At 43.1% G+C, this 14,656-nt stretch carries 8 protein-coding genes; 3 read left to right on the top strand and 5 right to left on the bottom strand.

Going from position 1 to position 14,656, the window contains the following annotated elements:
• The 5 genes from V7L07_RS19425 to V7L07_RS19405 all read right to left on the bottom strand — a co-directional run.
• On the bottom strand, positions 1-2,738 hold a 2,738-nt coding region (locus V7L07_RS19425; RefSeq protein WP_335060554.1), incomplete at its 3' end, for an Hpt domain-containing protein.
• A gap of 83 nt (positions 2,739-2,821) precedes the next feature.
• Positions 2,822-5,752, bottom strand: coding sequence for a methyl-accepting chemotaxis protein (locus V7L07_RS19420; RefSeq protein ID WP_335060552.1), 2,931 nt, complete (start codon positions 5,750-5,752; stop codon positions 2,822-2,824).
• Between the two features lie 14 nt (positions 5,753-5,766).
• Complete coding sequence (locus V7L07_RS19415) at positions 5,767-6,297, bottom strand: chemotaxis protein CheW (protein ID WP_179068518.1); 531 nt, start codon at positions 6,295-6,297, stop codon at positions 5,767-5,769.
• A 13-nt stretch (positions 6,298-6,310) separates the two neighbouring features.
• A complete protein-coding gene (locus V7L07_RS19410; protein WP_069073698.1) occupies positions 6,311-6,676 on the bottom strand; it encodes a response regulator transcription factor in 366 nt (121 codons plus the stop codon).
• Between the two features lie 305 nt (positions 6,677-6,981).
• Positions 6,982-8,160 (bottom strand): response regulator, encoded by a 1,179-nt coding sequence (locus V7L07_RS19405; protein ID WP_335060550.1) that lies wholly within the window; start codon positions 8,158-8,160, stop codon positions 6,982-6,984.
• A gap of 645 nt (positions 8,161-8,805) precedes the next feature.
• Here V7L07_RS19405 and hmpF point away from each other — a divergent pair.
• The 3 genes from hmpF to V7L07_RS19390 form a co-directional block, all read left to right on the top strand.
• Positions 8,806-10,569 carry a pilus motility taxis protein HmpF gene (gene hmpF, locus V7L07_RS19400; protein WP_335060548.1) on the top strand — a complete coding sequence of 588 codons (1,764 nt, stop codon included), beginning with the start codon at positions 8,806-8,808 and terminating at the stop codon, positions 10,567-10,569.
• 590 nt (positions 10,570-11,159) lie between these two features.
• Positions 11,160-11,486, top strand: coding sequence for a hypothetical protein (locus V7L07_RS19395; protein WP_335060546.1), 327 nt, complete (start codon positions 11,160-11,162; stop codon positions 11,484-11,486).
• A partial coding sequence (locus V7L07_RS19390; RefSeq protein ID WP_335060544.1) for a tetratricopeptide repeat protein occupies positions 11,487-14,656 on the top strand: 3,170 nt, incomplete at its 3' end. It lies immediately after the preceding gene.

Genomic DNA, 14,656 nt, shown 5'->3' with positions numbered 1-14,656 from the left:
TCTGATAGTTCATTCACAGATAATTCTGTGAGTTCCATCTGAATATAGGTGGAATCTGTGGCAACATCTTCAAACAGCAGTTGCGGATTTTCATCGAATGGACTGAACAAATTACCTGGCTGTGTTTCGGGTAATACTGAATCTGAAGTTTCGCCAAAACTAATAGTTTCTGATAGTTCATTCACAGATAATTCTGTGGTTTCCATCTGAATATAGGTGGAATCTGTAACTACATCTTCAAACAGCAGTTGTGGATTTTCATCGAAGGGATCTAATGAATTAGCTTCCAGAGCAACACCAAATATCTCTGAGGGCTGATTAGTAAATTCTGGAACAAAATCTAAAGCTTCTGGTTGTTGCAGCCTGATAATTTCTTCCTCTGGATGCTGCCCTAACGAAGGCGTTTCAGCCATAGAAGCATCGTTGATTATCGGGGAAACAGTTGAGTTAATTGGCGCTAACTCATCAAATAAATCATCTCCAGAATTTGATGATAATATCAAATCTAGCTGCTCTTGATGCTGAAAATTGATATTAAAATCTTCTTCTAGATCAAAACTGGTTATCGGAGAAGGTATGGATTGCTGACTATCGGCAAAAATATCATCAGCCGCCGCAGTAAACAAACTCTCATCTAACGCCCTTTCCACATTCTGCTCAATTAAGGAATCAAATTCGTCTTTTTCCTCTGTGGTTTCCTGGTTCCAGAAGTTACTCAGATCGTTTTCTGATTGAGAAAACTCAGGTGCGGTTGTTGGAGATGTATCGAATAAGTCACCAATTTCTGATTCACTTGTCGGCGATAGTGTCTGTTCTTCCATATCTGCAAATAGGTTGTCCAAAGACAAGTCTGTTTGCTGGGGTAATTCTATATAGTCACTAGGGGTAATTTCTTCTACCCAATTTGCATTTCTAGTTTCTAAGAATAGGTTATCAAAACTGTTTTGTTGGTTAGTAGATAATTCCACACTGGCGAAAGCGTCAGTTTCGGGTTGAGTCACTTCGCCTGTTGGCAATAGTTCTTCTTCATTATCTAGTGCCAGTGTCAATAAATCTTCAACTACACTATTTTGGTCAATATTTTCAGGAGTTTGATTTATATCACTAGGAATATCAATAAAATCTTGTAAATTTTCGTGAGAAGAAGAGTCTAAATTTATATCAAGTACGTTAATATCACTCAACCCTAGAGTCGTAGCAGCTGTTTGTTGATTTTGCGTTTCGGAATTCTCTTTTTCTAAGAAATTGTCGCCAAATAACAGGGATAAATCTTCTGCCGCAGTTGTGGTTGCTGGTTGCTGTGTGTTGCTTGTGTCTTGATCAAAGGAGAGTAAATCCGATAAATCGCCATCAGCAGCGTCAGTGCTGCTGAAATCAATTCCAAAGTCATCGGTAGCAACAATATCTAAGGTTTCTTCTTGATGCCAGCTTTCATCTAGTTCGGGAGTTTCACCTTCAAATAAATCGGCAAGGGTATTTAACTCAGCTATTCCTACCTCTGGCCCGTGGGGGTCAATATTGTTACTAATTGGATGTGCTTCGTCATGTGTGGTGAAAGCAAGACTGGTATGAGTTGCAGCGTTTAGTGGTGTCCCTTGCAGAATATAGGGGCGATCGCGATCGCTATTATCCTCGTCTAGATTCAGTTCTTCTGTTTTCTGAGTTAACGGCTCTAACAGCTCGGTGTTAGCAGATAGAATTGGCTCTGATGCTGTAAAAGCCGCAGACTCTTCATCAAACAAATCAGGCGTAATTTCTAATAACTCAATTTCTGCAAAGCTCAAAAGTGCTTCTAGTTGCTGACTGATTGCAATTTCGGCTTCTCTACCTTGCAGAACTAATTCTTGAGCTTGTTTGATTTCGGTAATGACAATTTTAGCTAAAGTCAGATAAGTATTTTCGGGATTACCGATCGCACTGGCTGCTGCTTGGCACAAACCGCACCACTTAGGCAAATTCCAAGTCTCACCAAGTTTGACTAACTGATGACAGCAATGCTGGAGGTTTTGCCGAGTTGAAGGGGTTGTGGTTTGCTTAAATAGTTGCAACATTTCCCGCAGTCTTTGCAGCACTTGGGCTTGAAACTCGCCCCAATTATTTTCTTTAGCTGTGACTGGCGATAGCGTAGCGTTAGCGAGTCCGTGGGTGTCTCGCACTTCCTGGGGTGTTACCGAGTCTAGAGATTCCTGATGGGTATCTTCTGCCAAACTGGGAATATCTCGCCGCAGGAAAAGTTCTGTAAGTGTGGAGACATTTTCTACAGAAGTTGTATGTAGTTCTGTTGCATCAGGGCTAGTAACTACTCCACTCTTTGCTTGTTCTACAAGTAGTTCTAGATGTTCATACAGCCATTGAAAGACTGGCTCTGTTTCTGACATCAAAGTATTAGCGGCATCTTCGGAAAGACCATAAGGCCCACTCAAATGCTCTAACAGCGATTTTAAGGTATCAGATACACCAAGAAATAAAGACTCTAACTTTTGGTCAATCTGAACCGGATTATCTTTAAGAACTTTAAAACAATCTTCTAGACGGTGGGAGGTATGCTGGATGCTAGTTAATCCAAGCATCGCCGCTCCTCCTTTGATGGAGTGAGCCGCCCGGAAGACTTCACTGATCATTTCCGGGTCGTTCAAAGTACCCTCTAAATTCAGCAAGCCTTGCTCAATGGTATTCAGGTGATCCCTGGCTTCTTCAATAAAGTAACCCAAAATCCGCTGTTGTTGTTCGGGCAGCATAGTTTTTAGTCATTAGTCATTGGTCATTAGTCATTGGTCATTGGTCATTGGTCATTAGCAAATAACAAAGGACAAATGACAATTTATCTGGTTTCCATAGTTTCTACTCGGAAACGTTCGACGGAAGCAATCAAGTCACGTGATACACCTACTAAGTGTTGTAGGGCACCTGAAACTCGCTGTGCTTCTTGAGAGGTTTCTTGGGCGGTCAGTTCTACTGATTGCATTACATGAGCGACGGCGCGGGAGGTTTCCGTTTGTTCCACAGTATCGCTGGTAATGGAGCGCACAAGAATATCGATGCGATTAGCCACTTGAATAATGTTTTCGAGCGATCGCTTGGCTTCTTCTGCCAATTTTGTCCCTTTAATTACTTGTTGTGTGCCTTCTTCCATCGCGGTCATTACTGAGCCTGTTTCGCTTTGGATTTGCATCACAATTTGTTCAATTTCTTTCAGGGATTTAGCAGACTTATCCGCTAGCTGGCGCACTTCATCTGCTACAATTGCAAACCCGCGTCCAGCTTCTCCTGCTCTTGCCGCCTCAATACTAGCATTGAGTGCTAACAAGTTTGTTCTGGAAGCAATCTGAGAAATCAACGCCACAATTTTAGAAATTTCTTGGGAAGATTCCGCCAACCGCTTCACTTTGCGAGTGGTTTCGGCCACGGTTTCTCGAATTTCTAAAATCCCCGCTACGGTATTTTCTACTGCTTCGCCACCTTTGAGAGCGATCGTACTAGCATCACGGGCAACGGTTTCAGCTTCCCGCGCCGCCTCTGCTACCCGCTGAATCGAGTCAGTCATTACCTGGACAGAATTCAGCGTTACTGCCAACTCTTCTGCTTGGCGCAAAGCATCACTAGATAAGGCTCTGGCAAAAGTTTCAGAGTTGGTTGCACCTTTTGTTACATCCTTCGCCGCCACTTTTACCTGTTGCACAATATCCCGCAGGTTTTGAATTGTCAGGTTAAAAGCGTCAGCGACAGCTCCCAGTACATCTGCTGTCACTTCCGCTTGGACTGTTAAATCACCTCTAGCAGCTCCTTCCACATCATCCAAGAGGCGAATTACCTGGCGTTGCAGGTTTTCTTTGGCTTCCTCTTGTTCATCGGCTTTGCGTTGGGCTTCACTTGTGGTTGTGAAAATTACCCGCGCCATTTCATTAAAGCCAGTGGATAAATGCCCCAATTCATCCTCAGAAAACACTGTGGCTTGAGCATTCAGATTTCCTTGACGTACAGCCTCAAACTGATTTTGGAGATCGTCAGTTGTGCGCCGAATTTGTTTCAGTGCTAGATTTCCCATGAAGCCTGCGGTCGCAAAACCTGCAATCCCAGCAGCTAATGACATTGCCCAACCAGTGTTTCTGACTGATTCTCGTTGTTGGGGTGGCGAAAATGTGGTAGCAACAAAGCTAACTGTGGCTACAACCAGCGCCGAGACAATGCCCACACTGCCAGCGATTAACCATTGTTTCCGTTCGATGGAAGCATTTTCTAATGGTGCTAACCATCCTTGCTCGATGCTGACATTGGGTTCAAGTTTCGAGACATCTGTTTGGCTAAAGACTGGAACGGCTTCATGAGAACCAGTCATCGAGAATAATTCTTCCTCGCGATCGGCTGTAGTACTTGCTGCTACTTGAGAGCGTCCACTGTCACGAGTTTCTGCTGGAGCAGAATGCCTTGCTAGATCGCCGAAGTTAGAATCTCCTTCGATCATGTCAAACCCTGGAATATTGCCTAAATCGTCAAATTCCTCAAAGTCATCTAAAAACTCGATATTGCTCTTAGAATTTTCTCCATTCAGTATAGTAGCTGAGTCTTCATAAGAGCTTAAACCATCTGAACCAAAGGCAGATTCAAATGCTTCCATGTCAAAATTTTCATTATCATCAAAGCTATTTTGACTGCTGAATTCAGTTGATTTAAACTGCTTTTCTTTCTGAGGTAAGTTACTACCAAAAGATGAAGGTTTCTTAGATAAATCTGGCTTGAAAGCTGACTCTGATTCCAAATCTGCTGATTTTAACCAACTATGTGCTTCCGTTTCAGGCAAACGTTCTTGACTGCCAGATTCCACATTATTTGTTATTGGCGAATCATTTACCAGTTCTTCTGAGACAATCAGTAAAGTTTCGTCTCGAAAACTAGATTTTTTATATTCTAAATTTCCAATATTCTGTTCTGGAGACTTTGGCTCACTCAACAGATCAGTGAAATTATTCTCGCTATTATCGGTTGGTGAATTAGAAGCTGAAGAGTTATTATTGTCAATAGTTGAATTTCCGTGAGGAGAATTTATCTCGTTATCTGAGAATTGACTATTTACTAATGATTCTTCCAGAATAGCTTCTGATGTATCTTCCTGCCAAAAAGCAGGCAACTCTAATTCTGTATTTTGCTCCCATTTATTATTTGATTCTTGTTGCTGTAATTCTTCATCTAAAGCAAAAGGATCGTCACCAAAAGGAGTAGAAGAATCTGATATTTTTACTGTTCCAATACTATCTTCTGTGGGGATGTCAAATGGACTTTTTGAAGATATTTCTTCAACGCCATTCACAGTTTCTTGATGCTCTCCAAAAAAGTTCAAGTCAAGGTTATTGCTGTCAAACTCCTCACTAGCGCCCAAATCTTCTAATTCTGGTTCAATATATGCTAGTGGATCGGATATCTCTGAGGAATTTATTTGCTCTTGACTTTCTGATGTATCAACCTGCCCACCGAATGACTGTAAATATTGATTGATATTTTCGATTCCATTATTGGCAAAACCAATAATTTCTTGATCGTTAGTCAAGCCCAATACCTGTTGATATTCTTCTTTTGCTACATCGTACTGCTGTAAAACATAGTAGATGTGACCCCTTAACAAATGGGAGTTAGGGTCATCTGGTAAATTTTGCACCACTTGGTCAACTAAAGTGGCCGCAACCTCATAATTCCTTTGAACATAGGCGGTCATCGCCTGTTGATATGTTGGCTCGTAATTATCAATACTTGCTGCCATTTCCTCCTCCAATTTCATCCTGCCCACCTAGCACTCCGTACAATTGCCATTTGATCGAGTAGTCGTAGGCACTGATTTTTTTTAGCACCTAATGACCACTCTCCACGTAAAAAGGGCGCCATAGTATCTGGAACACTAGTTGGTGGCATAAGATTTTGGACATCCAACCAATCCATACCACCGATTTCCTCTACTGCTAAACCCACGATTGTGTCTTGTTCTTCAATGGCAATCACCGAAATTTCAGCTCTATCCGTGTTTAATGCACTTGCTTCCCCCAGAAATTGACCCAAATCGGCCACCCAAATAACTCGACCTCGTAAATTTAGAGTACCCAAAAGTAAAGGAGAAGCATTAGGAATCGGGGTGATTCTATCAGGACTTAGTTCAATTACCTCCCGAATGCCAGTTGCTTGTAGTGCAAACTCCTGATGCGAGGGAATGTAAAACCTCAAATGTAACTCACCTTCAGGACTTTCTACTTGTAATTCTGGTCGGAAGTGGTCTTGACCGCTGCCACTTAAAAAGTCCGGTTTGCTGACCATGTTGTTTTTATCCTTATCCTCGCAGCAGTTGTTTGACTGTTCCTACCAACTCGGTTGGTTGAAACGGTTTGGCTATGTAAGCGTCTGCACCCTGCTTCATGCCCCAGTAGCGATCGAATTCTTCGCCTTTGGAAGAACACATCACCACTGGAACATTTTGGGTTTTAGGATCGGATTTTAAGCGCCGACAAACTTCATAGCCGTTCATCCGGGGCATGACAATATCTAATACCACTAAATCTGGAGGTGCTATTTGAATTGCCTCTAATGCTTCTAATCCATCACTGGCGTGGGTAACTGTTAGGCCAGTTGCTTTCAGGAGGTCTGTAATCATCTCCCTTTGGGCGATACTGTCTTCCACAATCAGAACTGTACTCATAAATGTCATTTACCTCCTGATTTAGACGTTCCTAATTGGAACATTCCCTGATTCCTCCGCAAGTATTAACTGTATAAATTAATTTTATGTCTTCACTATTTTCCCGGAGATTGATATTTCACTGAGTTAGCTGACTCTGTGATAACATCTTTTAACTCATCTTTTAGTAGATCAACAAATCTTTGATCTCTTTATATGCTTCACAGATGGGGTAGATGAGGGAGCAGGGAGCAAGGGAGAAGAGTTTTCCCCTCCACCCCCGCACCCCGCCCCTCTGCCTCTTTTCAATGCCCAATGCCCCATTTTCATTGTTTGTCGATATATTTCTCTACAAGCATGAGTAACTCATTGTCTGTAAACGGTTTTGTTAAATAATCTGTTGCCCCGACCATCCTAGCTTTGACTCGATCGATAAACCCATCTTTACCAGTAAGCATGATAATCGGTGTGAGCCGAAATGCTGTTGAATGTCGCAGCATGGAACAAACCTCGTACCCTTCCAATTCCGACATGGCAATATCGCATAAAATTAAATCTGGTTTGAGTTGAAAAACCAGACTCAGCGCCTCTAAAGGATTGGTGAGAGCGATCGCTTCATAACCTTGTGGTTGTAGGATGGAATTTATAGTCTCACCGATGGCGATCGCATCGTCAATACATACTATCCGCCCCCTCGGTTTTCCTTTCAATTCTCGGTTATCCGTGCGGGTATCCGGTTTATTTGTTTCTGAATATACTAGTTGTAGCCAACTTTGTTGCACATAAGGGTATATTGCCTTAGCGACTGTCAAAATATCTCGGTTGAGATGGCGAGCTAGTTGACGCAAAGATGTTTTACCATCAGCCCAATGTTGTAGCTTATTTACAGTTGCTTCTGGTAGGGAAGATTGTAGCTGAACTTTGTCAGATAGCACTGGTAATTGTTCTGGAGACTGAATGTGTGGATAGAGTTGCTTCCACTCTTGCACCTGCTTCGTAATTTTGGTCACAAATGGAGAAATCTCGAAAGTGTTTAATTGCGGAGCAAGTGCCACACCTTGATAGAAAATGAAGTTACCTTGGCGTAAACTCAGCAAGTCGAAGAGAGTTTCATGTACCAAGCCCTGAATGATACTACCAGCGATCTTTGGGTTGATGATATTCCGCTCCAAAAGTGCCCAAAGATAGGCATACTCTGGCGCGTCGGTTGGTGGTAGGGAGGCAATTTGTTTGTCGGTGAGTCGCGTCTCAACTCGGTAATGACGTAAATAATCGCTAATTCTGGATAAACTACTCTCGCCTTCTTGGCAATAGATAATTTGACCATTCAAGAAAAAGACAAACCAAGACTGTTGTTTGGGGCGATAAATGTTTGCTCCCTCTCCACCTAGTTTGTTGTTATGGTGAGAGCTATGAGCTTCAACCCATAATTGACCGGTTCGTTGTCCCAACTCAATCAATTGCAGGATACTGCAAATATCAATTTCATTTAAATTTCCCTGCATTTAGCTAAAAAGTACTCCTTAAGTATTTAAGTATTGCTGAATTTTGACCGAAAACGAAAAAGATACAAGCCCCTAAATTTAACGTGAGTTCGATGAACCTCTCCCTCCCAACCTCCCTCTCCGAAACGGAAAGGGAGGAGCAACGAAAAATTAAGCTTTTTGCTCCCCTCTCCGTGTCGGAGAGGGGCTGGGGGAGAGGTCAAATAAGACTTGTCGAACTCACGTTAAATTTATTTATGGGGATCATTAATTTTGAATTTTGAATTTTGAATTCGGAGCGTTCGCCCTTGGCGTCTCGTAGAGAAGCGACGTGACCTCTTCTTTAAGTATTGATTATGGATTATTAGAAAGATTGTTACTCTCTTCTTATTGTCATTAGGGAATACATTAAACTATAAACCTTCATCTTTCGTAATACACTTCGACAAAGCTAGTGTTAACACGGAAGTCATCGTCACTGTCATCAGTACAAAATATAAAGGCGCGACCAGATCGCTTCTATAAGTATCAAGACGTAATATCTCGCGTCTATAGTTTTGTCTGTCTTGTCCTTCTAAGCTTCGGTTTAGTGAGACAAGTTAACAGAATTATTTAAGGTATATCTCAAAACACGAACTTTAAGTGCATCAATAAAGGACTAACGGTGTGCTGTATTTAGCAGAAGTACAAAAACAGAAAGGTGGTTTACTCAGTGGCGGTGCTAAAACCGAACTGAAACTGCTAGCTTGTCAGCGAACTGACCAGAATTGGAGTACTGTGTCGGAAGAAGTGATTGCCGCTGAGGATGTAAGCAAATTAAATGATGGCGCTTTGGTACTGGCTGAACTGAATCCGAATCGTCAAGTACAGCGGATTCAAGAGGCAGGGCGTCCACTCGTCAATATTTTGCAGAATTTTTCCCGCCAGTTGGAGAAATTTAAGCTCAAGGAAGATGAAATTGATCAGTGGAAACAGTCGTTAACGTTTCAGGCGCAAGAGTTGAATCGCCGTGAAATGGATATGGAGGTACGCTCAGAACAGTTGCAACAATTGGAGGAAGAATTACAACACCTGGAAGAGCAAAAACAGGAAGTTGACACCTCCCGCCAGGAAATTGAACGATTGCAAGGAGAAATTGAGCGCAACCGTCAAGAGTTGGAAGGCGCTTGGGATCATTTACGGGGTGAGCAACGTCGCCTAGAGGAACGTCAAGCGGATTTTAAACAAGGGACGGTTTTGGATGAGGAACAAAGTCGGGTAATGAGTGAGTTACTCGATCGCTTGTCTAGTCGTATTGCTCCCACTGAAACAGTTAGAGAACATCTGCATCTAGCCTTTGAATTGGTTGAAAAGCAGCAAGCGACTCTGACGCCGCACTGGCAAAAACTGGAGGAGCATAAAAGTGCGATCGCACAACAACAACAAGAAATAGAGGGTTTGTCACAAACTTTTAGCGATCGCCAAAATGCATTACAAGAAGCACAAAATTCTCTAGTTCAGCAAACAGCCCAATTGCAGATTAATACCGCAAACCTGACCAGCAAGCAAGAGTATGCTCGGATAATCAAAGAGCAATTACGAAGCGCCGAAGAGTTATATCAACAGATGCACTCTTTAGCTGCAACAGCTGGTGATGTAGTTCTTGGCAAGCAAGCTGATGTGGAGGCTTTGGAGAAAATGCCTTTAGAAGAACTGCAAAAGATCGTACAAGACTTGGAGCATAAGTTAGAAATAGATGCTAGTTTTGTTCACGATCAAGAACAAGAACTGACATATAAACAAGAAGCTATAGAAGAACTCCAAACTAAATTAAATAATGCATCTGACAATGACCATATCAATTTGGAATTGGAACTAACAGATGAAAAAGACCTTTATCAGATGCTAAATTCTAGCTTGGTGGGACAACGCCGCAATATGCTACAGCATCAGAAGTTTCTCAAGCAACACAAAGCTGTAATGCTGCGACGCCAAGGCCATGCCGTTACTGAAGAAGAAGAAAGTAACAACAAAATTAATTTAGAACCGATTCTGCTACAAATTGAAACTCAGAGACAACAATATTCACAGGAAATCCAAAAGCTGGAACGTGAGATTGAGCAAATTCGTTCTGGTGTTGAGCTAAATCAGGGAATGATTGACAATCAAACTCACGATCTAGATCAAAAGCGCCAAGAACTGAAAGCGATCGAGGAAAATTTGCTATCCCTAAGAAGAACAACTGCTGAATTCTCTGGTCGAATTAATCTTTATCAAGAAGCACTACAACCAATTCAGGATTCTCTAGATGGATTACGGCAAAAACTGCAAGGAATTGGAGAATCTTTGGATCAATTTCAGGGAACTGGTGATTCTCAAGTCCAAGCGATCGCTCAGTTGCGTCATACTCTCCAAGGTTTAATGCCTCAGCCGGAATTACTAGCGTCTTAAAAAGCAAATATACCGGGCGATTAGAAATCGCAGCTACACAAACTTTCGTCCGCCTACACGGACTCAAAGAACTTGAAACCCACGCAGGTGTGTTTTCAATACTGTTCGGTTAAAGAGACGCGATGAATCGGCGTCTCTACAATAATCAGTCTTTTGTAGAGACGCCGATTTATCGCGTCTTTGAGATTTATAATTTTCATCAAAAAACCTGAACCGAAAGGTATTGGGTGTGTTTTTACTCATAACTATTTCAAACAGATCCAGTCGCCTTCACTTGAGCGATCGCACTTAAAGCAGCACCAGGCGACTAGAAGTCGCGGCTACACAGGCAAAACCCACCTCCGTGGGTTAAAAACCTTTGATTTTCTCTTAGTCCACGGAGGTGGAGTACGTTTGTATAGCTGCGATTTCTAATCGCCAGGACTAGGTGCAAGATGTGAGTTTCCTGGTTTGCATCAGTTGCTTTATTTTAGGCAATTCTTGCAACACAAAGTAAATAATTTCGCAATCTTCTCTGTGTCTGTGCGTGAACCTTATCCCTAATTCAACGCATAATATACAGAATCTTGTATAAGTTCGCAGGTAACTTTATGGCAGAAATTCAAGTCGGAATCGAAGGTGAAGGCGCACCAGCAGCAGCCGAGGCTTTGCTAGAAATTCCTGGAATATCGGGAAGCTATGAAGTTCCGACGCAAAAAGAGGGAACTTTGGCGGCTGTTGCTACTATTATTGGCATTGTCGGCGGTGCTGCGGCTTTAGCTGAACAAATTCGCAAATGGTATCAAGAATGGCATAAATCCCATCCAGGGAAGCAATTTGATGTCATAATTCTTGACCCTGATACTGGAAACAGGATTTTACTCGAAGAAGCTACTATAGAGGAAATCACGGAAATCCTCAAATCTATCAGCAAATAAGTGCAAACTATCCGCATTCAACTTCGGGAAAGTACGCAGGAAACTGTTGAACTCAGGTATTGGCTACCTCAAAAAAATCACTATGAATCACGTCGCCTGCAATTAGCAGAAATCGCTAATTTACTCCAGCAAGGTGAACGAGATTACTATAAACTGCTGCCCAATTTATCAGGAATCGGGCAGCAGTTATTTTTTTGGTTGGATGGGGATGGACGGTGGTTGAGTCGGGGAATTGCTAACTGTCGCGGTGAAGGGTTGGTAATTGCCATTGATACTGATAAAAAATTGGCACATCTACCTTGGGAAGTGCTGCATGATGGTGAGGATTTTTTGGTGAAGCGGGTTAATCCAGTGGTGTTACCTCTGCGCTGGATTGAAAAAGAAACGGAACCGTTTTCTGTGGAAGCACGACAATTGCGAGTATTGTTTATGGCAACCGACCCGGAAGATGTGGAACCAAAGTTAGAGTTTGAACAAGAAGAAGCGAGAATTCTGGCTGATACGCGAGATTTTGCTGTAGATTTGCGGGTGGAAGAAAGCGGTTGCGTTAACGAGTTGGGTAAGGTGTGGAGTCGCTATTTTAATGACTTTGATGTGTTTCACCTCACAGGACACGCCTCAATTAAAGATGAAGCACCTTACACACCTTACTTTATCACTGAGACAGAAATTGGCGATCGCCACGAAACCACAGCCGCAGAACTTGCCGAAGTCTTCCGGTTTCGCTTTCCCAAGTTGGTGTTTTTGTCTGGGTGTCGGACTGGACAAGCACCAGATAAAGGGGCTGTCCCTTCAATGGCTGAGGCACTAATTGCACAAGGGGCGAGGGCGGTTTTAAGTTGGGGGCGGCCTGTGGAAGATCGGACAGCTACAGCCGCCGCCGCGCACCTCTACGGCAAATTGGCTGCGGGATATCAATTAGCTGAAGCACTCGCTAGCACTTACCAGCAGTTGTTTAAACAGAAAGTGCGGGACTGGCATTTGTTGCGGTTATATGTCCAGGGAGAATGTCCCGGTGCGTTGGTGGATGTGTGGGGAGATTTGCCACCCTCTGCGCCGGAACCTGCATACCAACAGTTTTTAGATCCCGATACCCAACTGGTGCGGGTGGCGGAACCCTCTGAGTTTGTTGGGAGACGGCGGACTTTGCAACGTTGTCTCAAAGCAATTCGCACTTCATTAGGGGTACTAATTCACGGACTGGGGGGTGTGGGTAAGAGTACTGTGACGGCGCGACTTCTGGAAAGGATGGTTGGCTATCACAGGCTGGTGAACTTTCGGCAACTGGATGAGGACAAACTGCTCAAAACCCTTGCTGAACAATGTACCTCGGAACGGGGGCATGATATTCTCAATGGCAAGTTACCCTTGATGCAGCGCCTCACCAAGTTTTTCACAGAAGGACTCAATACCAAAGAACAGCGCTTTGCCTTTGTGCTGGATGACTTTGAGGCTAATTTGGAATTACGAAATGGGGTTTATGTCTTGCAACCACAAGTTGTGGATGTACTGCTGGCGTTGCTGAAGGCAATGCAAAATTCCCAATTTCCCCACAAGGTAATTATTACCTGTCGCTACAATTTCACATTGTCGGAACTGAATCATCGTCTGTACCGCGAACCTCTGGGGGCTTTGGGTGGGGCAGATTTAATTAAAAAGTATAATCGTCTGGATTCGTTTAATGGCAGTTGGCAATTTCAGCCAGATTTGCCCGAACGTGCCAAACAAGCAGCTGATGGAAATCCTCGGCTGTTGGAATGGTTAGATCAGATTTTGCAAAATTCCCCGAAGTCGCCGGAAGCCGAGAGGGGAGTTGAGATGATTCTGCAAAAGATGGCAGATAAGGAAAAGGAATTTCGTGAGGATATTTTGGCACAGGAATTGCTGAAGCAGCAAACTCCAGCTTTGCGTCAAATGCTGGGGAAGTTGTTGGTGTATGAGTTACCTGTTCCTCTAGCTGCAATTTCCCCGATTTGTGAGGATATCTCAAGTTGGGAAAGTCATATTCAACGCGCTGAAATTTTGGGTTTGTTGGAAGTTACGCTTACCAACAACACAGAAAAGTTGTATCGTGTTCCCCGGATTTTGTCACCGTTGTTAGAGTTTCCAGAATACCCCAAGGGTGAAGAGTTGTATAAACAAGCTGCACAAATTTTGTATCGTCTGTGGTGGGAAGAGGCGAAAACTGCTACGGAAGCAAAAATGTTAGAAATTCATCGCTTGGCTTTGTTGGGGAAGGATGAAAATATTGCGGGGAAAATGGGTAATTCATTGGCGGGACACTTGCAGAATCAAAGTCGATTTCGGGAAGCAATACATCTGTGCAAATCAACCTTAGAAATTACTCAAAACCATAGTGTTCTTAGACAAATGGCTGTTTGTGAATATCAAATGGGTGGGGTTGATCAAGCATTAAACTATTACCAACAAGCTTTAAATCTTTGTCCCGCAGAAGACGAACGAGAATTAGCATCAATTTATCATTATTTAGGGATACTGAAAGCCAACAAAGGGAAAGTAGAAGAAGCGATTGCACTCTACAATCAGTCTTTGGAAATTGATGAACGCATTGGTAATATCCAAGGCAAAGCGGCGACTTTGCACTGTCTGGCAATGATCTACGCCAACAGAGGGGAAGTGGAGCAAGCGATCGCACTCTATAATGAGTCTTTGGAAATAGATGAACGCATTGGTAATGTCCAAGGCAAAGCGGCGACGTTACACCAACTGGGAATTCTCTACGTCAACACCCTAGAAGTGGAGCAAGCGATCACACTTTTCAATCAGTCTTTGGAAATAACTGAACGCATTGGTAATCTCCAAGGCAAAGCGGCGACGTTGCACCAACTGGGATATATCTACGCCAACAAAGGGGAAGTTGATCAAGCGATCGCACTTTTCAATCAGTCTTTGGAAATAACTGAACACATTGGAGATGTCCAAACCAAAGCGGCGACGTTGCACTGTCTGGGATGTATCTACGCCAACAAAGGGGAAGTTGATCAAGCGATCGCACTCTATAATGAGTCTTTGGAAATAGATGAACGCATTGGAGATGTCCAAGGTAAAGCGGCAACGTTGCACTGTCTGGGATGTATCTACGCCAACAAAGGGGAAGTTGATCAAGCGATCGCACTCTATAATGAGTCTTTGGAAATAGATGAACGCAT

Source organism: Nostoc sp., from assembly GCF_036916985.1.
Taxonomy (GTDB): domain Bacteria; phylum Cyanobacteriota; class Cyanobacteriia; order Cyanobacteriales; family Nostocaceae; genus Nostoc.
The sequence above is the reverse complement of the archived record's forward strand: the minus strand, read 5'-3'. Positions and strand labels throughout refer to the sequence as shown.